This window comes from Mucilaginibacter rivuli (assembly GCF_019391655.1).
Taxonomy (GTDB): Bacteria; Bacteroidota; Bacteroidia; order Sphingobacteriales; family Sphingobacteriaceae; genus Mucilaginibacter; species Mucilaginibacter rivuli.
In genome coordinates, this window is the sequence record NZ_JAHXPQ010000001.1 from 712,963 (window position 1) to 736,882 (window position 23,920).

General features: G+C 43.6%; 14 protein-coding genes. 12 read left to right on the forward strand and 2 right to left on the reverse strand.

The window, feature by feature from the left end; genetic code table 11:
- Nucleotides 1-39 precede the first annotated feature (39 nt).
- The gene (locus KXQ82_RS03105; protein ID WP_219486650.1) at nucleotides 40-2,493 is read left to right on the forward strand and encodes a TonB-dependent receptor; all 2,454 of its coding nucleotides are present in this window, start codon (nucleotides 40-42) and stop codon (nucleotides 2,491-2,493) included.
- A gap of 8 nt (nucleotides 2,494-2,501) precedes the next feature.
- On the opposite strand, the gene KXQ82_RS03110 is transcribed toward KXQ82_RS03105, so the two are convergent.
- Together KXQ82_RS03110 and KXQ82_RS03115 are read right to left on the reverse strand one after the other, a co-directional pair.
- A complete protein-coding gene (locus KXQ82_RS03110; protein ID WP_219486651.1) occupies nucleotides 2,502-3,596 on the reverse strand; it encodes a sulfotransferase family protein in 1,095 nt (364 codons plus the stop codon).
- Nucleotides 3,597-3,711: 115 nt separating this feature from the next.
- Nucleotides 3,712-4,212, reverse strand: a complete 501-nt coding sequence (locus KXQ82_RS03115; protein WP_219486653.1) for a DUF4251 domain-containing protein — start codon at nucleotides 4,210-4,212, stop codon at nucleotides 3,712-3,714.
- A gap of 162 nt (nucleotides 4,213-4,374) precedes the next feature.
- Here KXQ82_RS03115 and KXQ82_RS03120 point away from each other — a divergent pair, with 162 nt between their 5' ends.
- The 11 genes from KXQ82_RS03120 (at nucleotide 4,375) to sov (ending at nucleotide 23,893) form a co-directional block, all read left to right on the forward strand.
- Nucleotides 4,375-4,659: an acylphosphatase gene (locus KXQ82_RS03120; protein ID WP_219486655.1), complete on the forward strand. Its 285-nt coding sequence runs from the start codon at nucleotides 4,375-4,377 to the stop codon at nucleotides 4,657-4,659.
- A 32-nt stretch (nucleotides 4,660-4,691) separates the two neighbouring features.
- Entirely contained in the window at nucleotides 4,692-6,227 is a 1,536-nt protein-coding gene (locus KXQ82_RS03125) for an oligosaccharide flippase family protein (RefSeq protein ID WP_219486657.1), read from the forward strand.
- Nucleotides 6,224-6,655, forward strand: a complete 432-nt coding sequence (gene dut, locus KXQ82_RS03130; RefSeq protein WP_219486659.1) for a dUTP diphosphatase — start codon at nucleotides 6,224-6,226, stop codon at nucleotides 6,653-6,655. Before KXQ82_RS03125 ends, dut begins: the two co-directional genes overlap by 4 nt.
- Before the next feature lie 8 nt (nucleotides 6,656-6,663).
- Complete coding sequence (locus tag KXQ82_RS03135; RefSeq protein WP_219486660.1) at nucleotides 6,664-8,403, forward strand: tetratricopeptide repeat protein; 1,740 nt, start codon at nucleotides 6,664-6,666, stop codon at nucleotides 8,401-8,403.
- Complete coding sequence (lolB1, locus tag KXQ82_RS03140) at nucleotides 8,381-9,208, forward strand: lipoprotein insertase outer membrane protein LolB1 (protein ID WP_219486663.1); 828 nt, start codon at nucleotides 8,381-8,383, stop codon at nucleotides 9,206-9,208. The genes KXQ82_RS03135 and lolB1 overlap by 23 nt, the downstream gene beginning before the upstream one ends.
- 12 nt (nucleotides 9,209-9,220) lie before the next feature.
- A complete protein-coding gene (locus tag KXQ82_RS03145) occupies nucleotides 9,221-10,504 on the forward strand; it encodes a murein hydrolase activator EnvC family protein (protein ID WP_219486664.1) in 1,284 nt (427 codons plus the stop codon).
- Between the two features lie 362 nt (nucleotides 10,505-10,866).
- A complete protein-coding gene (gatA, locus tag KXQ82_RS03150; protein WP_219486667.1) occupies nucleotides 10,867-12,300 on the forward strand; it encodes an Asp-tRNA(Asn)/Glu-tRNA(Gln) amidotransferase subunit GatA in 1,434 nt (477 codons plus the stop codon).
- Nucleotides 12,301-12,360: 60 nt separating this feature from the next.
- Nucleotides 12,361-13,785 (forward strand): lytic transglycosylase domain-containing protein, encoded by a 1,425-nt coding sequence (locus KXQ82_RS03155; RefSeq protein ID WP_219486668.1) that lies wholly within the window; start codon nucleotides 12,361-12,363, stop codon nucleotides 13,783-13,785.
- A 102-nt stretch (nucleotides 13,786-13,887) separates the two neighbouring features.
- A complete protein-coding gene (locus KXQ82_RS03160; RefSeq protein WP_219486669.1) occupies nucleotides 13,888-16,170 on the forward strand; it encodes an NADP-dependent malic enzyme in 2,283 nt (760 codons plus the stop codon).
- A gap of 92 nt (nucleotides 16,171-16,262) precedes the next feature.
- Nucleotides 16,263-16,847, forward strand: coding sequence for a Holliday junction branch migration protein RuvA (gene ruvA, locus KXQ82_RS03165; RefSeq protein WP_219486670.1), 585 nt, complete (start codon nucleotides 16,263-16,265; stop codon nucleotides 16,845-16,847).
- Between the two features lie 80 nt (nucleotides 16,848-16,927).
- On the forward strand, nucleotides 16,928-23,893 hold the full coding sequence (gene sov / locus KXQ82_RS03170; protein ID WP_219486671.1) for a T9SS outer membrane translocon Sov/SprA: 6,966 nt from the start codon (nucleotides 16,928-16,930) through the stop codon (nucleotides 23,891-23,893).
- Nucleotides 23,894-23,920: the final 27 nt, after the last annotated feature.

Below are 23,920 nucleotides of genomic sequence, written 5' to 3' on the forward strand. Positions count from 1 at the left end.
CTCCCTGTGGTTAATATCTAATAACATCACCTCATCCTTATGAAAAACAGTATTGTGGTTTTTTTAACCATCTGGGCTTGCTTTGCCCTGTTATCAGCATCCGCGCAAACACAACAGGCAGCCAAAATAACCGGTTATGTGTTGGATGAGGCTAAAAAGCCTGTTGATGCGGCTACAGTTATGCTAACAAATGCCAAAGATTCGGCAACATTAAAAACCATGCTTACCGAGCCTGATGGTAGCTTCGCTTTCGCGGATGTAAAGAATGGCGATTATAGAATGGTCGTCACTTCCGTGGGCTATCGTAATTTTAAGGGTACGACATTTAACTTTAGTCAACAAGTGGTTAAGCTACCTTCTATTACCCTATCGGCGACAAGCAAGGCATTAAAACAAGTTGAGATTGCCGGGCAAAAGAATTTTGTAGAGCAAAAGATAGACCGCACGGTAGTAAACGTTAACGCCCTCATCAGCAATACAGGCTCAACAGCGCTGGAAGTTTTAGAAAAAACACCCGGTGTTACTGTTGATGATAACGGCAATATCTCCTTCAAAGGTAAATCCGGCGTAATGGTGATGATAGATGATAAACCCACTTACCTGGAAGGCGAAAATCTGGCCAATTACCTTAAATCGCTCCCGGCGTCAATGCTCGATCAGATCGAGTTGATGACTAACCCACCTGCAAAATACGATGCATCGGGCAATGCGGGCGTTATCAACATTAAAACAAAAAAATCAAAAACCAAGGGCTTTAATGGTAGCGCTGCCATTAGCGTTGGCAGAGCCGCGTACTGGCGCACGCTGGAAAGTATTAACCTGAACTACCATGTAAACCAGGTTAACTTTTTTGCCAATCTGGGTTACGGTATCCAGAATAACTACCGCCGTTTGGATGTGGGGCGCACGTATTTTGACCCGGCAGGCGCCATGGCCTCAAGTTACACCGAGTTGGCTTACTTTCACCCGGTAAGCTATAACCATAACCTTAAAACCGGTATGGATTATTACCTGTCGCCAAAAACTACTTTGGGCTTGGTACTTACCGGTTCATATACGTCGGGCCATAATGTTAACCCGGTGAACAGCATGATAAAAAACAGCATCGGCGATATCGATTCCAACATCGTAGCGGTAAACACCACCGAAAACAGGTTTTACAATGGCGGCATCAATTTAAATTACAGTCACCAGTTTGAAACGAAGGGGCAGGCCATTACTTTCGATATAGATTACCTCAAATATAATTCCCGCCGCGATCAGTCATTTTTAAACAGTGCCTATAACGGTGCAGGTACCTTAGGCAGTTCGCAAAACATAACAGATTACCTGCCCACCGATGTAAATATTTATACAGCTAAAACCGATTATACCCAGCCGTTGCAAGGTAAAGGCAAGATAGAGGCAGGCCTTAAAACCGGTTATGTAAACACCGATAATGCCGCCAATTATTTTAATGTAATAAACAATGTAGCTACCGTTGATTATAACATGACCAACCGTTTTTTTTATAAAGAAAACGTTAACGCCGCTTACTTTAATTTTAGTAAAGAGTATAAAAGGTTTAGCCTGCAAGCCGGCTTGAGGTTAGAAAATACCAACCTGAAAGGCCACCAGTTAGGGAACGCGCAGCGCCCCGACTCCGCATTCTCCCAAAGCTATACTAACCTTTTCCCAACAGCATATGTGCTGTATAAACTAGATACCGCGGGGACTAATACACTTAAACTGTCTTACGGCAGGCGGATAGACCGGCCCTATTACCAGGATCTTAACCCATTTTTAACCATTTTAGATAAATACAGCCAGTTTGAGGGAAACCCATTTTTAAGGCCGCAGTTTTCATCAAACTATTCGCTTGGGTATAGCTACAAAAGCATATTTTCGATAGCCGCCGAGTACGTTCGTATAACCGATTACCAAACGGAATCCGACGTGCAAAAAGGGAACGTATTTTTAGCCACCAGTGTAAACCTGGGCGAAAGTGTTTATTATGATATCAACACCAACCTTACGCTGAGCCCTTTTAAATGGTGGAACTTTAACTTATATCTCCAGTTAACAGCAAACAGGGATAGGGGCCAGATCTATAATTCCTACCTCAATACTCAAAAAATATATTACAACATTAACAACAGCAACCAATTCAATTTGGCTAATGGCTGGAGTGCCGAGCTGACTTACTATTACCTATCACCAACGGCCAGCGCGCAGTTTACGCACATTTCGCGCCAGCAGATAAATGCGGGTATCCAGAAAAAGATATTGAACAATAAAGGCAGCATTAAACTGAGCGGGCGCGATATATTCAGGGGTAATTTTTCGGCGGGTAACATTACCAATATCCCCAACGTGGCCGCCACTTACCATAATGATTTCGCTATCCGTTCGGTTACGTTAGGCTTTACCTATAATTTTGGCTCATCAAAAGATAACCCTAAAAAACGTGATACCGGCGGTGCAGGCGCAGAGGTTGACAGGGTGCGGAATTAATGCCTGCCTTAAAACATCAGGTACCTCAACTTTAAATATAGCCCGCGCATTAAGCCCACTTTGGTAAACGAGTAGTTAAACTGGGTTGCAATATTGCCAACATATGTAGCCATCAATTGCTTTTCGCAGATGCTAAGTACTTCTGTTTTTGGGGCTTGCTGCGGTTTAAGTATCTTTCCGGGTTTCGCGTTATGATTAAATGAACTGTTGGCTTGCGATAATATACCGGCAATAGTAGGGCAGCTTAACAGTGGCGAGTCTTTAATGCCTAAAAATTCTCTTACACGTTGGGTAACCGTTTCAGGGTCATGGCAAATATCTTCGTAACGGATCAGTAAATACCGTGGATCGTTAAGCGCTACCTGTTCTGCAGCAATTTTATAGGATGATTTAATGTCTTTTAAAACACTGCGTGTACTTACACCAGGTTCAATCACCCTTCGCGATGCAATTACTGCCGGTGCTTCCCGTACTACATGTATAATTTTTGCCTGTGGTGTATCATGCCATATCCTGCTTAAAAAAAGCTCGTTTGCAGGTGTTTTATCAACCCAAAAGCCTGCATTCAGGCTATCGGTACAGGCAGCATAGGCTAATATTACTGCTACCAGCTTATTATTGCTGATGGCCCAGCAGGCCATAACGTACCGGGCAAAATCTACATAAGGCGAGCTTTGCTCTCTGCTTTTGCCTAATAGCCAGTAAGGTGCATAGTTAACAGGGGCGGCAAGCTTACATAACCATTCTTTTACTAAAAAAGCCATTTGCCTGTCCTGCTCAAGTACTAATAATTTCGATTCGAGGTTGGTGTAGTATGTTCCTTCTGATGGCAGTACGCAAAGCTCGGGGTGGCTGTCTAAAAGATCCCTTAATAGGGTTGTGCCGCTGCGTTGTACACCACATATGTAAACAGGGTTGATAGAAAGCTTATCGGCCATTACCGATTCTTCGGCAGTTAAGGGCATTGGTCCCAGTCGCTCGGCTTCGGCCCATACCAGGTTTGCCCATGCGGTTTGCGCTGCTAAAAACTTGGCCGTTGGCTTACGGGTTGCCGGCAATAAATTGTTCAGGTTGTGTTCTGCTTCAATGATCTTGTTCAGCATATATAGTTTGTAAGGGGATATTACATTACAAACATAAGGTGCTGCGGGCCACATTAGCTACACGTATAAATACGCAATTTTTGCGTTTAAATACGTGCGTGGTTTATGCCAGGGGCTATTTTTTTCTGGCAATGTATCCCTGGAAAGTGATAGGGTCGCGGTTAACGCTGGTTACCTGCAAAGAGGCGTATCCATCATCCCCTATGTTAAGGTACATCTTCTCCGTCCCCTTAGTATTTGTAAATTTAAACAGGATATCCCAGCCGCCTTTTTTACCTTCCGTTTTGCTGTAAGTAAAAGTTGTAGATGTAAAATGTATGCCGCCATCCGTCGGGTCCATCGGTGCCTGGTAAGCGCGGCCATAATAAGGCAGGTAAGCTATCACAGTATCGCGCGATATACGCACATCATATTCCGATGTCAGGTTGATATTACCACCACGCATAGGGTTAGCATAGTTAGCGTGAAAAACGTAGCTGTCGGCATTTACCATTTCTTTCACATCGGCAATCTTTTTTTGTTCCCGTTGCTGTTTTTTAGTGTTTTGAGCAATGCCGCTTAACGATGCCGCGCATAATAATGCCAGCATGCACATACTTTTTATAATGGTTTTCATTCTGAAAGGTTTATAATAAAACGATGATAATAAAGATATGTTTTATATATCAAATATATGCAGCCGGTTATGATGTTTATAGTTTGCCCCTTGTGTAAAAAAGGATTCCTTTTGATGTGATAACTGCCCTATATTTGTACATATAGTACTATACAAAATATAATGGCGTTAAAGCATCTCAACATAACTGTTAAAGGCAAAGTGCAGGGGGTATCGTTCCGTATGTCAACAAAGGCAGTTGCCGATCAGATTGGCGTGCGTGGTTTTATTAAGAATGAACCCAACGGCGATGTATATATTGAAGCCGAGGGCGATGATTTTAGTATCCCTTTGTTTTTAGACTGGTGTAATGACGGCCCTACGGGTGCCGTTGTAGAAGCTGTTGAAACCCATGAAGCCGAACTCAGAAACTATCGTAATTTTGAAGTTGTAAAACGCAACCTGTAAAGGTGCAATTTAAAATACCATACAGATAAGCATTGTCAACAGCTAAAAAATTTGCAGGGCAAACCGCCATATACGGGCTAAGCACCATTTTATCCCGGTCGTTAAATTTTATTTTAACCTATATCTATGTAAAGGTATACCCGGCCAAAATATACGGCATCTTTACCAATATGTACAGTTGGGCATCAATGCTTAATGCCATACTTTCTTTTGGTATGGAAACCACCTTTTTTCGCTACCTCACCAAACACGAAAAAGATAAGGATAAAGTTTACAGTAATTCATTTATTGCCATACTATCAATGGCCGTAGTTTTTTTATTGTTTACCGTTTTGTTTGTTGATGGTATTGCCCAGTGGATGCGCGGCGGCGAGGATGCGTCTAAAATTATTAACAATAATGCGCAGGCAAATTTTACTGATTATGTGAGTTATGTAAAATGCTTCATCTATATATTAGTGGTTGATGCACTGTGCGTTATCCCGTTTGCAAAAGTGCGTGCCGATGGGCGCCCTATTCGTTTTGGTACCATAAAATTGTTGAATATTCTCTTTTTCGTAGGATTAAACCTGTTCGCTATTTACGGTGTTCCATTCATTATCAGTCATAACCTGCCAGGCGGGGCCTGGATGCAGCAATGGTTCCGGCCGGGATGGATAGGGTATGTATTTTATGCTAACCTTATTGCCAGCATCATTACCTTTTTAATGCTCCTGCCCGAATTACTAAAGCTCAAATTTAGTGTTGATGGCAAAATGCTTAAAGAAATGCTCTTTTACAGCTGGCCGATCTTAATAGCTAATATCTCGTTCATCCTGAATGAGAATTTAGATAAAGTAATGCTAAAACACCTGTTACCTGCAGCCATCAGCGATCAGCAAGTGGGTATTTATGGCGCGTGTGCAAAAATTTCGTTGTTCCTAAGCATCTTTGTTCAAGCCTTCAGACTTGGCGCAGAACCTTTCTTTTTCAGTCATGCTAAAAACAAAAACTCGGGCGAAACCTATGCCCGTATCATGAACTACTTTGTAATTACCGTGGCCCTCATTTTTGTAGCACTGGTTACTAATATCGAGATACTAAAATACTTTATCAGTAACCGCAATCCGGCACAGCAAGCTATTTATTGGTCGGGCCTGGGTGTAGTGCCACCACTTTTATTTGGTTACGTAAGTCTTGGTATTTACATGAATCTTTCCGTTTGGTATAAACTATCCGATCAAACCAAATACGGGCTATATATTTCAGGCGTTGGCGCCATACTGACTGTTGTACTCAACTGGATATTTATCCCTAAATACAGCTATATGGCATCTGCATGGGTGTCGCTTATCGCTTATGCGAGCATGATGATATTATCCTACCTGTGGGGGCAAAAAAACTATCCTATCCCATACAACGTTAAAAAGAATGTTACATACATCATTGCATCAATAGTTATTGTAATTTTATCATTCTATGTATTTAACCGCAATATTTTTATTGGCAACGGTTTATTGATCTTGTTCGCGCTGGCTGCGTTTTTTGCTGAGCGGAAAGAATTAATGTTAATTTTAAAAAGGAAATGAACATTCGTATTATAAATAAGTCTAAAAATAGTTTACCGGCTTACGAAACAGCCCATGCCGCAGGAATGGACCTTCGTGCCGATTTGGAAACAACTATGGTATTGCAGCCCATGGAGCGTAAACTGGTACCAACCGGCCTTCATATTGAGTTGCCCGTAGGTTTTGAAGCGCAGATACGGCCGCGTAGTGGTTTAGCGTTTAAGCATGGTATCAGCATTGTTAATTCGCCGGGGACAATTGACGCGGATTACCGCGGCGAGGTAAAGGTTTTGTTAATTAATTTATCAACCGAACCTTTCGAGATCAATACCGGCGACCGCATTGCACAAATGGTGGTAGCCAAACACGAAACCGTAAACTGGAACGAGGTGGAAGAATTATCAGAAACATCGCGCGGGCATGGCGGTTATGGGCATACAGGCAAGTAAAATACATTTTGAATAGAGCTATCATCATATCGTTATTAGGCATCAGCATAAGCTTATCCGCATCGGCACAAAAGAAAAAGGCCGATGAGGTTAACAAAACCGCTGCTATTGTGGGCAAATCAATGTCGGCAATGGATAGCAATGCTGTAACACAGCTCTTCTTTTCTGCTTTGCGCGAGAAGACGGTGGAAAATACCACGCTTGCTGCCGAAATGTTTAACCGCATTTTACAAATGGATCCGCAGAACGATGCATCCATGTACGAGCTGGGTAAGATACGCCGCACACAAAATAATGAAACTTCGGCCCGCGACCTGTTTGAGAAAGCCGTAGCCGTTAAGCCCGATAATGAGTATTACTGGCTCGCTTTAGCTAACAGCTACGAAAAGAGTAATGATATTCCCAAACTGGAAAACGTATTTACCCAACTCATCAGGCTGTCGCCGGATAACCCCGAATATAAATTTGACAAAGCCAATGCACTCTATCTCGAAAAAAAGTATGATGAAGCGCTTGCCTTGTACAACGAATTGCAGCAAAGCAGCGGGCTAAATGATGCCATATTGGTAAGCAAGCAAAAAATTTACCTTAAACAAGGTAAGGTAACCGAAGCAGCCGCCGAACTGGAAAACATGATAAAGGCAAATCCATCCCAATTGCGGTATTCTCTTTTACTTTCCGAATTATATAATTCGAACGGAATGAGCGATAAGGCCCTCGCTATTTTATTGAAAGCTGAAAAGATAAATCCCGATAACGACCATGTACACCTTGCTCTTGCCGATATTTATCGCGATAAAAAAGATTATTTGGCCAGCTTTAACGAGCTTAAACTTGCTTTTGCCATACCCAATTTAAGTATAGAACAGAAATTGAACATTATCAGGGGATATATACCCAAATTTCCCGATGTTAATGCTAAAGAAAGTGCTTTGGAGCTTTCGCGGATATTAACGGTAACCCACCCCAATGATGCCCGCACTTATGCCATGTACGGCAATATGCTGCTGGAAACAGAGCAATACCCCGAAGCAAAAAAAGTATTTAAAAAGGCGGTAAAGTTAAATGACCAGGACTACTCTGTTTGGGAGCAACTGGTACGCCTGGAGTTAGGCGGCGAAACGGACGAGGCTATTAAAGATGCCAACGAAGCACTCTCAATTTTCCCTAACCAGGCCTGGCTTAATTACCTTGCCGGGATAGCCTGGATACAAAAGAAAGATTATAATAAGGCCCTTGGTTACATGAACAATGTGCCTGCCTTAGAAACCCAGGATAAGAATTTGCTTTCACAAACCTACTCCGCAATTGGCGATTGTTACCATAGCATAAAAGATTTTAAAAAGTCGGATGAGGCTTATGATAAATCTATCGAATACAACCCGGATAATGTGTACACCTTGAATAACTACGCCTACTACCTGAGCTTGCGGGGCGAGGCTTTGGATAAGGCTGCCCAAATGTCAAAACACTCCAACGATCTGGATAAAAATAATGCCTCGTTCGAGGATACTTATGCCTGGATATTATTCAGGCAAAAAAAATATGCCGAAGCAAAAACCTGGATCGAAAAAGCCATTGCTAACAGCAAAAACAAAAGCGCCATAGCCACGGAGCATTATGGCGATATCTTGTTTTTTTTAGGCAAGGCCGATGATGCCCTGGACAACTGGAAAAAAGCGAAACAACTTGGCGGCTCCTCTGCTGAATTAGACCGTAAGATAAATGAAAAAAAATATGTTGAATAAGCTATGCCTTGCCTGTTGCCTTTTCGCGCTGTTTAGCTGCGCGGCAAAAAAACAATTGGTAGAGCGCAAAGCAGATACCGCGCTTGTTAAAACCCAAACCATAACAGCACCTGTTACCAACGGTAATGTGATTGATAATTTTAAAGTAGATAAAATAAACACCATTAAATTAAAGCAAACTGTTTTTAATACCTTTTCTGGGAAAGCTGCTGCTAAGCTGACCATTGATGGTAAAGAGAATAATGTGACCATGGTTATCCGCATAAAAAAAGGGGAGGGGATATGGATAGCCGTTACAGCAATTTTGGGTGTTGAGGTGGCACGCGCCGTTATTACTCCCGATAGTATAAGTGTAATGAACCGGTTGGAAAGTAATTACCTTAAAAAGCCTTTTAGTTATATTTACCAATACACCAGCAACCAGATCAATTACAAAACCCTCGAATCTGCATTGATAGGCAATGCTATCCCCGAATTGTTAAACAATGATGCGGAGCTAAAACCGGATAACGGTGACCTGGTATTAAGCGGTACTTTACAGGAACTGGTTTATAAACTGATCATCGGCCCCGATCTGCGGGTTACACAAACCAACATGACCAACCCTGCCGCAGGGCAAGCTGTCGAAATAGCAAATACGCAATTTATACAGGTAGGTACGCGCATTGTTCCATCGCAGGTTACGTTAAGCTCTACCGAAAAAGAACGCAGTATTAAAGTTGACCTACACTACACCAAAGCCGATTTTGATTTGCCTGTTGAATTTCCTTTTAGTATTCCCGCCCGATATTCGCCAGTAAACTAATATATTTGCTTGATGAAGTTTTTTAAAGCCCTCTTTTTTCTGTTTATCGTATTGGGTACCTGCAAAGCATTTGCGCAAAGCAGCGACGAATTGAAAAAGCAGCGCGAAAACTTAAACCAGCAGTTGCAAAGGCTTAACCGCGATCTGGAAGAAACTTCAAATAATAAAAAATCGACCATAAGGCAGCTTAATATTATTAAGGAACAGATCGAGATCCGCACCAAAAAAATTAAAAATATCGATTCGGATATCCGCCTTTTAGATAACCAGATATCCGACAATACCAACGAGGTGCATAGCCTGCAATCGCAATTGGTGCAATTGAAAAAAGAATATGCCGCTATGGTGCTGTTTGCTTTTCGCAACCAAAGTGCTTACAACAAGCTCATGTTTATTTTTGTAGCAAAAGATTTTAACCAGGCCTATATGCGCCTTAAATACCTGCAGCAAATAGGATCGTACAGGGTAAGGCAGGCCGAGTACATTACCGGCACACAAAAAGACCTGAACCATAAAATTGTTGAGCTTGATAAAAACAAAGAGCAAAAAACCAGCCTGCTTGTTGATCAGGAAAAAGAGAAGGCCACTTTAGGTAAAGAAAGGAATCAGCAAGCCCAGGTAGTTGTCGATCTGTCAAAACATGCCAAACAGGTAAAGCAGGAAACCGCCCAAACACAACGTAAATTAGCCGCGATAGACAGGGCCATTAGTGCCGCCATTCGCCGGGAGATAGAAGAAGCCAGGCGCAGGGAAGAAGCAAGGATAGCTGCCGAAGAGAAAGCCGCCGCCGCTAAAGCTAAAGCAGATAATAAACCGGTTGCCCCTGTAGTACGCAAGCCTGCAAAATCAACCAACGACTATTTGACCGCAACGCCGGAAGCCGCGAAATTATCTAACGATTTTTTAGGTAACCGTGGCCGTTTGCCATGGCCTGTTGCTGCCGGTAATTATATCCGCCGCTTTGGTACGGTGTATATTAACGGCATTAAGGATGAGAACCAGGGCGTAAGTATAAAAACTAACGAAGGCGCGGCAGTAAGAGCGGTTTTTGATGGCGAAGTGCTGATAGTGCAGGATGTGAGCGGAACCTATACCGTAGTGATAAGGCATGGGGGGTACTTTACAGCCTATTCCAACCTTAAATCGGTATCGGTATCGCGCGGGCAAAAGGTATCAACCAAGCAAAGTATAGGTACCGCGGCAACAGACCCGGCTACCGGCAATGCCGAAATTGAGTTTGAAGTGCTAAAAGGCGAAACCTATATGGACCCTGCCGGCTGGCTTGCTCAGAATTAATTTTTGATATCGGATGTCGGATGTTCGATGTCGGATTTAAGAAGAATGTTAATCTAAAGGCCAATATCCCGCGTTAGGGATCGCAGTGGAAAACCCGGAGCGAAGTCCGGCCGATTAGGACTGAGTGAGGAGTTGCAACGCAGGGCCGGCCAAAGGCAACGCCCAAATCGCAATAAATCCACCAACTTTTACTTACCTCTTTATCCAATGACCGTTTTTTCTATCCATTATTCATCAAATACTATCAGTTGAATAAAAAATCAAACTTTATCATACTAATCCCAGTATATTTGTAGGATTTTATTTTTATTAAGGACAGGTTTTTAACCATCCTTTAATAAGTTTTTTTATTTTCGCTCCTCATGACGGAATTGTACACTAATTTATCGGCCATACAGGCAGATATTCAACAAGGTAAAACATCAGTAGTTAAGCTGGTTGAAGCATATTTACAGCAAATAGATCAGCATCGTCATTTAAATGCCTTTCTCGAAGTTTTTGATCAGGAAGCATTATCCCGCGCAAGCGAAATAGATAGTAAATTAAAAAATGGTAAAGCAGGTAAGCTGGCCGGTATGGTTTTGGCCATTAAAGATAACATTTGCTATAAAGGCCATAAATTAAGCGCCTCATCAAAAATATTGGAAGGTTTTACCTCCATATATTCTTCAACAATTATTGAGCGCCTGCTGGCCGAAGATGTAATTGTGATAGGCCGTACCAATTGCGATGAGTTTGCCATGGGCGGCTCTAACGAAACCTCGCACTATGGCCCGGTAAAAAACTACCTGGATACAACTAAAGTTCCCGGTGGCTCATCGGGTGGTGCAGCGGTAGCTGTTCAGGCCGGTATGTGCCATGCTGCCATTGGTACAGATACAGGCGGCTCTGTAAGGCAGCCATCTGCTTTTTGCGGGTCTATAGGCTTGCGCCCAACTTATGGCCGTATATCGCGCCATGGTATCATTGCATATGCCTCTTCGTTCGACCAGGTTGGCCCTATGGCAAAATCGGTAGAGGATGTGGCTTTGCTGTTAGAAGTGATGGCCGGTGCTGATGAATATGATGCCACTGTAGCCCAGGCCCCTGTTCCCGAATACTCAAAAGACCTCAGTTTTAGTGGTAAAAAAAGAATAGCATACATCAGCGAAGCATTGGATAGCCCCGGCGTTGATCCCGAGATCAAAAAACTATTATTGGATAATATTGAACAGCTAAAGCGCGACGGGCATACTGTTGAGCCTGTATCATTTAAATACATGGACTATGTAGTGCCTACTTACTACATTTTAACCATGGCCGAAGCGTCATCAAACCTGGCACGGTATGATGGTGTACACTACGGTTATCGTAGCCCCAACGCTACCGACCTGGAATCGACCTATAAAAAATCGCGCTCCGAAGGCTTTGGTAAAGAGGTAAAACGCCGTATTATGCTGGGTACATTTGTACTGAGCTCAGGTTATTATGATGCCTATTACGCCAAGGCACAAAAGATACGCCGTATGATACGCGATAAAACGGTGGAGATACTGCACAATTACGATTTTATCCTTTCGCCAACTACGCCAACACCTGCCTTTAACATCGGCGAGAATATGAAAGACCCGATTGTGATGTACCTGGAAGATATTTTTACTGTTCAGGCTGCCCTTGCTGGGATACCTGCAATTTCTCTACCGCTGGGCAATAATGCCGCCGGATTACCGTTAGCTTTACAGCTATCTGCCCAAACCTTCAACGAAACCGAATTGCTGAAATTTTCCAAATATTTTTTGGAACGCTCAAATAATTAGTATATTACAACAATTTAGGGTAACTACGGCTCAATAAAAGCCGTATAAAAAGAAATGTGCATGAAGAAATTTTGGACTTTTATCATCTGCTTGACAATTATTCAACAAGTTAAAGCCCACTCCGAACCTCTCTCTCTTAAAAAAAGCAAATCCGATTCCAGTTACAATGAAAAACCCGGCGACACCACTTTGGTGCCATTGGTTACTGTTGTGTCCGGTTTTCAGGATCCCTTATCCAAACGCCGGTTAGATTCGATAAAGAAAGAGATCCCCCTTGATTATAACGAATACGTACAAACCTATATTGATCTGTATACCCGCCGCAAAGATGAAATGGGCCGTATAATAGGTTTGTCCAAATATTATTTTCCTATTTACGAAAAGTCTTTTCATGATGCCGGCGTTCCCGAAGAAATTAAATACCTGTCGGTAGTTGAGTCGTCACTTGATCCTAATGCCGTATCGCGCGTAGGCGCAACCGGCCCATGGCAGTTTATGTTTGCTACAGCCAAACTATATGGCTTGAGCATGGATAACTACATTGATGAGCGTAAAGACCCTATACAGGCCAGCTATGCCGCTGCCGCTTATATTAAAGACGCTTACCTTGATTTTGGCGATTGGTTAGTAGCAATTGCATCATACAATTGCGGTAAAGGTAATATTACCCGTGCCATACAGTTGGCAGGAGCAAGCGATTTTTGGTCGATACGCCCGTACCTGCCTGCCGAAACACGTAACTACGTGCCTGCCTACATTGCCATGAGCTATGTAATGAACTATTATGGCAGGCATGGCATAATGCCGCGCTCATGCGATCTTTCGGCCAAAACGGATACCATTATGGTGAATAAGTTTGTATCGCTTGCCGGAATTTCAACCGCGCTTAAAATAGATATGTCGCAGTTGAATATGCTTAACCCCCAGTACAAAAAGCATATCATTAACGGCTCAGCGGCAGCGCCAAAAAGGTTGGTGATACCACAGATCAGAAAAGAAGACTTTGCTGTTTTATATAATGTGTTGAATGATTCGGCCATTGCGCCAAATCAGTTGGAGCCGGTTTACGCCAGCACTAACGAAACATCGAGCTTTACAAGGCCGCTTAAAGCAGAAAAAGAAGAAACACTGCCAACGAGCCATAAAGTTAAACGTGGCGAAACGCTGGCTTCTATAGCGGATAAGTATGGTATGGAGCCGCAGGAGCTGAAAGCCTGGAACCATCTCGCAACATTCAAAGTATCTCCTGGCCTGCAATTAAGGTTAACCGCCCCAACCGGCACCGAAGAACGTTATAGCGCGGCGAAAGAAAAAGCAATACCTGCGCCTAAAAGCTACCTGACATACAAAGTAAAAACAGGCGATACGTTGTCGCAGATAGCCGAAAAATTTGACGGAGCTACGGTTGAAAAAATAAAATCGCTTAATGGTTTAAAGGCAGGCCGCCTGCAACCCGGCATGACATTAAAAATAAACCGCGGTTAAACTGTTTAAACCAATATTTATAAGGCCCTGCTTTGCGGGGCCTTTATTTTTTTATACGGGCTCAAAAAGAATCGTAATTTTGTGGGCTTTATGGCTGAGAAAATGAACAAGACCAATCGTAAACTCGATGCCCTCGAATACCACTCGAAGGGCCGCCCGGGTAAAATACAAGTAGTACCTACCAAACCCACCAATACACAACGCGATCTTTCATTGGCATACTCGCCCGGCGTGGCCGAGCCATGCCTGCGCATTGCAGAAAATCCTGATGATGTATATAAATATACCGCCAAAGGTAACCTGGTTGCCGTTATCAGTAATGGAACTGCCGTTTTAGGCCTGGGTAATATTGGCGCCGCTGCAGGCAAACCAGTAATGGAAGGTAAAGGACTGCTGTTTAAAATATATGCCGATATCGATGTGTTTGACTTAGAGGTTGATGTTACTGATGTTGATGCCTTTGTAAATATAGTTAAGGCGCTTGAGCCTACCTTCGGTGGTATCAACCTCGAAGATATATCGGCCCCAACCTGTTTCGAAATTGAGCGCAGGCTTAAAGCCGAAATGAACATACCCGTAATGCATGATGACCAGCATGGTACAGCCATCATTTCATCGGCAGCATTATTGAACGCGCTGGAGCTTCAGAAAAAAAAGATCGACAAAATAAAAATGGTGGTGAACGGCGCGGGTGCCGCGGCTGTTTCCTGCTCAAAAATGTACCTCTCGTTAGGCGTTAAGCCCGAGAATTTGGTGATGTTCGATATCAACGGCGTTATACATCCCGGCCGTACCGACCTGGATGAAATGCGCATGGCTTTTGCTACCCATCGTACCGATGTTAGCAACCTGGCTGATGCCATGAAAGATGCCGATGTGTTTATCGGCCTGTCGGCAGGTAACGTGGTTACGCAGCAAATGCTCAAGGTAATGGCTAAAAACCCTATTGTTTTTGCCATGGCCAACCCTACGCCCGAGATCGATTATGAGCTTGCCTGCGAAGCGCGTAAAGATATCATTATGGCTACCGGACGCTCTGATTATCCTAACCAGGTAAATAACGTGTTGGGTTTCCCATACATATTCCGTGGCGCGTTGGATGTGAGGGCTACCACCATTAACGAAGAAATGAAGATTGCGGCAGTATACGCTATTGCCGAGCTGGCTAAAAAGACAGTTCCCGAAGAGGTGAATTTGGCGTATAATGCTAAAAATCTACACTTTGATAAAAATTATATCATACCAAAACCCATGGATAACCGGTTAATTACCGAGGTATCAATGGCGGTAGCTAAAGCAGCTATGGAAACAGGTGTGGCCCGCAAACAAATTACCGATTGGGCAGCTTACGCGGATGAACTGAACGCGCGCCTGGGTTTTGATAATAAGATATTAAGAAACATAGCCAACAAAGCAAAATCGAACCCTAAACGGGTGGTATTTGCCGAGGCGGATAATTATAAGATACTAAAATCGGCTCAGATCGTAATTGATGAGGGTATAGCTATTCCGATATTGCTGGGTAATGTGGACCGTATCAAGCAGATCATGGTAGAGAACGACCTGCAGTTAGGCGATGTGGAAATTATTGATACCCGCGTAGAAACCGAGAAGGCATGTAAATATGCTGATTACCTTTTCAACAAACGCCAGCGCAGGGGGGTAACCCAATTTGAAGCCAAAAAGCTATTGCGCGACCGTAACTACTTTGGTGCTTGCATGGTGCAGTTTGGCGATGCCGACGCATTGATATCGGGTTTAACCAAAAACTACGTACAAACGGTGAAGCCTGCCCTGCAGATTATTGGTACCGAGCCGGGCGCAAACCGCGTGGCAGGTATGTACATGATGATCACTAAAAAAGGCCCTGTATTTTTTGGTGATACCACGGTAAACGTTAACCCAAGTACACAGGAACTGGTTGATATTACCGTGCTGATAGAAAAATCGGTGCGCAAGTTCAATATCAAACCACGTGTGGCGGTATTGTCTTATTCTAATTTTGGCTCAAACGACGGGCCGATACCCGAAAAAACCCGCGAAGCGGTGAACATACTGCACGAAAAGTACCCTGATATGGTAGTAGACGGCGAAATGCAGGCTAACTTTGCCATTAATACCGATTTGCTTGCTGATAACTATCCGTTCTCGACGCTGGCAGGCGAGGCCGCCAATACCCTGATATTCCCTACGCTCGAATCCGGCAATATAGCCTATAAATTGTTGCAGGAATTGGGTGGGGCCGAAGCAGTTGGGCCGATATTGTTAGGAATGAAAAAATCGGTACACGTATTGCAACTGGGTAGCTCCGTTCGCGAAATTGTGAACATGGTAACCATAGCTGTAGTTGACGCGCAGGAGAAAGAAGGAGCGCAAAAAAAGTAGCCGGAAATTTAATATTTACCCAACAATAAATTAGGGCAATAAGGGTTATTGTTTTTATCATTGCGTAATTAAACAGCAAGCTTATAACCAACATGTACGCATATATAAACGGCAAACTGGTATACAAATGCCCCACTTATGTTATTATTGATGCCGGCGGTGTTGGTTATCATATTAATATTTCGCTGAACACCTATTCGGGTATTGCAGATCAGGAAAACTGCAAACTGTTTACATGGCTGCATGTGAAAGAAGACGGGCATACGCTATATGGTTTTGCCGATGAAGGTGAGCGCAGATTGTTTTTACATTTGATCTCCGTTTCGGGAATTGGGCCTAACACAGGCCGGATGATGTTATCATCTATTAACCCGGCCGAAATACAGGCGGCTATTTTGAAAGGCGATGTGCCTGTGATACAGCGGATAAAAGGTATTGGTCCAAAATCAGCCCAGCGGCTTATTTTAGAATTACAGGATAAACTACGTAAGGACGGACCTGATACCCTGATATCAATTCCGGTTAACCATACCGCTAAAGATGAAGCGTTATCGGCATTGGTAATGCTTGGTTTTGTGAAGAATGTTGCCGAAAAAGCATTAGACAAAGCAGCCGGCTCAACTACCGAAAATTTAACTGTAGAGCAATTAATAAAAATTGCACTTAAAAGCTTATAATTACTGAACAATTTTTACAGCATACCTTGATCAATATTAGTATACGGAAGCGGGCTTTCAACCTTGTGTTTTTTGCTGCGATGCTCGGCTCAATGTCGGTATTCGGGCAAACAGGCTCTATACTGAACAGGGATTCCTCGTCTGTAAAAACACCTATAAATATTGATAAGTCGAACAACCTCAAGGCAAGGCAGGGGTATTTAATGCCCGATCCGCCAAACCTTGTGCGCACCGTAGAATATGACCCGGCTACAAACAGGTATATCTTAACCGAAAAAATCGGTAATTTGCCTTATCGCCCCGCGCAGTTTCTTACCTTTTCGCAATACCTTGATCTTACACAACGCCAGGGTATAAAGGTTTATTGGAAAAAGCTTGCCGATAATTATGCTTATGATTCGCAGCAGCCCGGCTTTATACCGCAGATTAAGATCAGGAGCCGTACTTTCCAGCAAATATTTGGCAGCGATGTGATCGATATCCGCCCGCAAGGCTCTGCCGAAATGATATTTGCCGGGCAGATCAATAAGAACGAGAACCCGCTGTTCAATACCACACAGCGTACCCAAACCAACTTTAATTTTGACCAGCACATCCAGATGAACCTAACCGGTTTTATCGGCGATAAGCTGAAGATCAATACCAATTATAATACCGACGCCCAATTCCAGTTTGAGAACCAGATCAAGCTCGATTATACCGGCAGGCCCGATGAGATCATCCAGAAAATAGAGGCCGGTACGGTAAGCATGCCGTTAAATACCACATTGATCAGAGGGACGGAGGCTTTATTCGGTATAAAAACCAAATTCAAATTTGGTAAGCTCGATGTTACCAGTATTTTTTCGCAACAGCGTTCGCAATCGCAGCATATTACGGTGCAGCAGGGCTCGCAGCAGCAAACTTTCCGCTTGTCTCCTGCAGATTATGAGGCTAACAAGCACTATTTTTTAGCACAGTATTTCCGCGATAATTATAACAAGGCACTGGCTAATATCCCCATCATCAGTTCGAACGTTACCATCACCAAAATAGAGGTATGGACAACCAACCGTAATAACAGTACTACCGATTCGCGCGATATCTTAGCCTTTTTGGATCTGGGCGAAAACCGGCCTAACAATACAGCCCTGGTACAAGGTGGTGGCTCTGCATTACCTGCAGGTTTTACAGGCCCGGCGGGGGCTTTCACACAGCAATCAAACAACCTGTTGCAAAATTTGCCGGCAGGCGCAAGGCAAACAAACTCCAGCGCTGTGGCAAGCTACTTTGCAGGCACAGGCGCAACGGATAACTATTCCAAACTAAGTTATGCACGTAAGTTAACAGATAAGGAGTTTACCCTGCACCCGCAATTGGGTTATATATCATTAAACTACCCGCTAAATAATGATGAAGTATTGGCAGTAGCTTATCAGTATACCTACAATGGGGTGCAATACCAGGTGGGAGAGTTTAGTACCGATATTAAGGTTGACCCAACTACACCGCGGGTACTCTATACCAAATTGTTAAAAGGCGAACTGCTCAAAACCAAGCTGCCTACCTGGAAATTGATGATGAAAAACATCTATTCGTTAGGTGCGTACCAGGTTAGCCCAACCAACTTTAATTTGAGCATTACCCGTTTGGATGAAACATCGGGTATTGAAAAGCCTATAATGGAAGAAGGGGCCTTAACCAAATCAAAACTATGGTTGCAATTGGGTAGTTTGGATAACCTGAATCAGCAGCAGCAAAAACAACCTGATGGATATTTTGACTTTTTAGAAGGCGTTACCATCGATTCGCAAAATGGGCGCATTTCGTTTCCCTTGTTAGAACCCTTTGGCTCCGATCTGGCAAAGAAGTTTGCACCCGGCGAACAGGCTTTGGTTGATAAATATGTTTACCAACAACTGTATGATTCTACAAAAACTGTCGCGCAGCAATACTTCCCGCAAAAAAACCGCTATTTAATTAAAGGTACCTACACTTCAACATCAGGCTCGGAGTTTCGTTTAAATGCCATTAATATCCCGCAAGGTTCGGTGGTTGTTACATCGGGTAGTTTAAAATTGCAGGAAGGGACTGATTTTACGGTTGACTATAATGGCGGAACAGTTCGTATCTTAAACCAATCCCTACTGGCATCGGCGCAGCCCATCAATATCGATGTGGAGAATAACGAACTGTTTGGCGTGCAGCAAAAATCGCTGTTTGGTTCGCGGTTTGATTATCGAGCCAGTAAAGAATTGAGTTTAGGTGCAACCATTCTGCACTTATCAGAGCAACCCATCACTCAAAATATCAGCATAGGCGACGAGCCCATATCAAATACCATTATGGGCTTTGATATCAACTACAATGCACAATCGCGGTTTTTAACCCGTATGGTAGATAAATTACCATTCATATCTACAAAAGCGCCTTCGTCGGTAACGTTTAATGCTGAGTTTGCCAAGTTAATGCCTGGCCACCCCAGCGCCCTCAACTTTGCAGGTGCTAATGGTACATCATACCTTGATGATTTTGAGAACAGCCGCTCCATTATCGATATTAAAAGTGCATCGGGCTGGCAAATTTCGGGTACCCCGCAGCTATTCCCCGAGTCGCAGCTGATCAATGATTTGAGCTATGGTTACAATCGTGCCTTGCTTGCCTTTTACAACATCGACCCGATATTTTATTTTCGCTCAAGCAGCCAATCGCCGCCGTTGCCAAACGCGAACAACGAACTGTCAAACCATTATGTAAGGCAGGTTTTTGAGCAGGAAGTTTATCCGTATAAGCAATCTATCACCGGTTCGCCGTTGCCATTGCCTACGCTCGATATGGCTTTTTACCCCACCATACGCGGGCCCTATAACTTTAGCACTACCGGCATTAATACCGACGGTACTTTGCAGAACCCTAAAAGCCGCTGGGGCGGGATGTTCAGGCGGGTAGACGTGAATGATTTTGAATCGTTAAACGTACAGTACATTGAGTTTTGGATGCTCGACCCTTTTATTTACAAGCCTGCATCACAAGGTGGCGATCTGTATTTTAACCTTGGCAGCATATCAGAAGATATTTTAAAAGACGGCCGTAAAAGTTTAGAGAACGGCTTGCCTGCCGATGGCGACCCCAATGCTGTTGATAATACCGCATGGGGCCGTGTAGCAAAGGTGCAGCCTGTTGTACAATCTTTTGATAATAATCCCGATGCCCGTTTGTTGCAGGATGTAGGGCTTGATGGCATGGGCGATGCGGATGAACGCGCTAAATTTGCATCAGTGGTGCAGAGCGTAAGCAATACCGTTAGTGCTAAAGCCGCGGCCGCTTTTGCCGCCGATCCATCAGGCGATGATTACCAGTATTACCGCGGCCCCGCTTTAGATGAAGCCAACGCAGGCATATTGCAACGGTACAGCCACTATAATGGCACCGAGGGTAACTCAAAAACCGCGGAGCAATCGCAGGCGCAATTGGGTATCCAAACATCGGCATCAACATCATTACCTGATGGCGAAGATATAAACCGTGATAATACCATGAGCCAGGCTGATGAGTATTTTCAATATAAAGTATCTATGCGCCCGCAAGATTTGGTGGTTGGCCAAAATTTTATCAGCGATAAAATATCAGCTACTGTTAAGCTGGCCAACGGGCAAACACAAACTGTTAACTGGTACCAGTTTAGGGTACCTATTAATGGCTACCAATCAAAAACGGGCAACATTCAGGATTTTAAAGCCATCCGCTTTATCCGCATGTTTATGACAAATTTTGCTGATACTTCGGTGCTGCGCTTTGCCAGCCTGCAATTGGTACGCGGCGAGTGGCGCGCTTTTAACAACGAGCGCAATCCGGCCAACGTAATTGCCGATCCGGCTATCCCAAATCCACCGCTTGATAACTCGGCGTTGAATGTAGGTACCATAAATATTGAGCAAAACGGTACCCGTACACCTATACCATATGTTTTGCCACCGGGTATTAACCGCCAGCAAGATTATAATAACCTGGCCACCAATACCCAGCTAAATGAGCAATCGTTATCGGTAACGGTAAATAATTTACGTAGCGGCTATTCCAGGGCGGCATTTAAAACCTTTAGTAACGATCTGCGTAAGTATAAGCACATCCAAATGTTTATACATGCCGAATCGCTGCCAAACCAAACACTGCGCGATAATGAACTGAGCGCGTTTATCCGCATGGGTGCCGATTATGTAGATAATTATTATGAGTTTGTTATCCCGCTAAAGGTAACACCAAACGGCACCAGCGACCCGGCCCAAATATGGCCAACCGCTAATAATTTAGAAATAGACCTGGCGCGGTTAACCGAGGCTAAAATGCAACGTAACCTCCAGCACAGGCGGATAGATGTTCCGTTTACCTATAACGGCGTTACCATTAAAGGGCAACCTGATTTGAGCAGGTTAGCTACCATTATGCTGGGTGTACGTAATCCGTACAGTGTTGCGGGTGCAGATAGATCGGGAAATGTTTGGTTTGATGAGCTGCGCCTGACCGACTTTGACGAAGGCGGGGGCTGGGCCGCAACAGCAAGATTGAACGCCAAGCTGGCAGATTTTGCCGATGTAACCGTATCCGGAAGTAAAAGTACAGCAGGCTTTGGTCCGCTGGATCAACGTGTAAGTAACCAGACCTTAACCGATACGCACAGCTATGATGTAGCCACCAATATGGAGCTTGGTAAGTTTTTCCCCGCAAAAATAGGGTTGAAAATACCGCTGTATATTGATGTCGCTTCGCAGGTAAGCACCCCTGTTTATGACCCAGCCGCACCCGATCTGAAACTTGCAGATGAGCTGGCTGCCGCGGATACCAAAGCAACCCGCGATTCGCTCCTTGCAGTGCAGGCACAAGCGCAGGATGTAACAACCCGCCGTAGCATTAACTTAACCAATGTGCATAAAGTTAAAACAGACCCTAAAGCAACAAACCATTTTTGGGATGTTGAAAATCTGAGCGCTACGTATGCTTATACCGAGTATGACCATCATGATTTTATAACACTTGATAATTTCCAGAAAACGTACCGTGTAGCATTGAGCTATAATTTTAGTAACCAGCCCGTGTATTACACCCCATTAGAAAAACGGATAAAAAGTAATATGCTGGCCATTTTTAAGGACTTTAATTTTAGCATTTTACCAAGCCGCCTAAACTTCAATATTACTTTCGACAGGTTTTATTCGGAAAATACCCTACGCAATAATGACCCGAATAACTTTATCCCGATACCGACCACTTTTAACAAAAATTTTACGGTAAGGCGTGTATATGGCATAGGCTGGAATTTATCAAAATCGTTAACGATGGATATTGATGCCACCAATCTTGGTGTGATAGATGAGCCGCAAGGCCGTATAAACGGTTTGAAAAAAGACACTTTGTGGAGCAACCTGAAAAGCCTGGGCCGCACTACCGATTATAACCACACCCTGAACTTTAATTACACCGTACCCATTAATAAATTGCCGGGCTTTGACTGGACAACCCTGATGGCCCGTTACAGTGCAAGCTTTGAGTGGAAAACAGCTCCACAGTTTGCACTCACAAATTCTGATTTTAATGTGGGTAACAGTATCCAAAACTCACGCATTATACAATTAAACCCGGCACTAAACCTGGCCTCATTATACAGTAAATCCAGCGTATTGCGTAAACTTAACGACCCGGACAGTAAGGGCTTGGGTAGCTTGTTTTTAGGTTTGTTAACCAGTGTTAAACGAATAAGCGGAACCTACACCCGTACCGAGGGTACATTTTTACCGGGCTATTTACCCAAGAGCAATTTTTACGGTGCCGACCCAAGCTATGATGCACCGGGCATTGGCTTTTTATTAGGGAGCCAGGCAGATATACGCCAAAAAGCCCTTGCCGGCGGGTGGATAACACGTGATACCCTGCAGAATCAGCTTTATGTAACTACTTATAAAGAAGAGATTCACCTGTTGGGTACTATTGAGCCAATAAAAGATCTGCATATTGATCTGAAAGCCGACAAGATCCGCAACTCGAATTACCAAACCAATTTTAAATATTTAAACACTACTAATAGTTTTGAAGACCTGAGCCCTATTACCACAGGTGATTACAGTATTTCTACCTTATCAATAGCGACGGCATTTTCTAAACCATCAGGTATTAACAATTTTTCGCAAACGTTTCAAAAATTCCTGGATAACAGGTCAGTTGTATCACAACGTTTAGGTAGCACTAATCCTAACTCGGCTGGTGTTTCATCAGGTTTTGCCGATGGTTACAGCGCGTCATCGCAGGATGTTTTAGTGAATGCGTTTTTAGCTGCATATACAGGTAAAGATCCGGGCAGTTCAAAACTGAGCAGTTTCCCCGATATACCGATACCGAACTGGGATATCAGGTATGACGGGCTTGGCCGTTTGCCGTTTTTATCCGATATTTTTAACGCCGTTACTGTAAGGCATGGTTACCGCTCTACCTATACGGTGAGCAATTACAGCACCCTGCAACGTTACCACGAAAGCAGGGGCGCGGTTGATACCCGCGATGTGAACGGCGACTTTTTACCTTTTTACCAATTCTCGCAAATTAGTTTGTATGAGCAGTTTGTGCCATTGCTGGGTTTTGATATGCAGTTTAAAAACGGCATGACTGCCAATATTGAGTACCGCCAGTCGCGTGCGTTGAGTTTAAGTTTGGCCAATAGTCAGTTAGCACAACAAAATGAGAGCAATACAGTATTTGGTTTTGGCTATCGTACCAACAAATTCAGGTTCCCGTTTGGCTTGTTCAGCAATCTGCAGTTAAATAACGATATGAACTTTAAGATGGACTTTTCTATCAACGATACCAAAACGCTTATATATCGTGCAGATATCCAGCAGGCCGAAGTATCATCGGGCGCTAACAATATCGCCATTAGGCCATCGGTAGATTATTCGCTTAATAAACGCTTTATCGCAAAAGTATTTTACGATTCGACCATTACCAAGCCTTATACCTCGCAGGCTTTCAATACCTCCTTCGCTAATTTTGGCTTTAGTTTGAAGTTGTTGCTGCAGTAGCGGTACAAATTAACATTTGAGTATTAT

What these genes read in the sequence shown, in the direction of transcription:
- KXQ82_RS03105 (WP_219486650.1), top strand. Translation starts at nt 40, where the DNA reads ATGAAAAACAGTATTGTGGTTTTTTTAACCATCTGGGCTTGCTTTGCC.
- KXQ82_RS03110 (WP_219486651.1), bottom strand. Translation starts at nt 3,596, where the DNA reads ATGCTGAACAAGATCATTGAAGCAGAACACAACCTGAACAATTTATTG.
- KXQ82_RS03115 (WP_219486653.1), bottom strand. Translation starts at nt 4,212, where the DNA reads ATGAAAACCATTATAAAAAGTATGTGCATGCTGGCATTATTATGCGCG.
- KXQ82_RS03120 (WP_219486655.1), top strand. Translation starts at nt 4,375, where the DNA reads ATGGCGTTAAAGCATCTCAACATAACTGTTAAAGGCAAAGTGCAGGGG.
- dut (WP_219486659.1), top strand. Translation starts at nt 6,224, where the DNA reads ATGAACATTCGTATTATAAATAAGTCTAAAAATAGTTTACCGGCTTAC.
- lolB1 (WP_219486663.1), top strand. Translation starts at nt 8,381, where the DNA reads ATGAAAAAAAATATGTTGAATAAGCTATGCCTTGCCTGTTGCCTTTTC.
- KXQ82_RS03145 (WP_219486664.1), top strand. Translation starts at nt 9,221, where the DNA reads ATGAAGTTTTTTAAAGCCCTCTTTTTTCTGTTTATCGTATTGGGTACC.
- gatA (WP_219486667.1), top strand. Translation starts at nt 10,867, where the DNA reads ATGACGGAATTGTACACTAATTTATCGGCCATACAGGCAGATATTCAA.
- KXQ82_RS03155 (WP_219486668.1), top strand. Translation starts at nt 12,361, where the DNA reads ATGAAGAAATTTTGGACTTTTATCATCTGCTTGACAATTATTCAACAA.
- KXQ82_RS03160 (WP_219486669.1), top strand. Translation starts at nt 13,888, where the DNA reads ATGAACAAGACCAATCGTAAACTCGATGCCCTCGAATACCACTCGAAG.
- ruvA (WP_219486670.1), top strand. Translation starts at nt 16,263, where the DNA reads ATGTACGCATATATAAACGGCAAACTGGTATACAAATGCCCCACTTAT.
- sov (WP_219486671.1), top strand. Translation starts at nt 16,928, where the DNA reads ATGCTCGGCTCAATGTCGGTATTCGGGCAAACAGGCTCTATACTGAAC.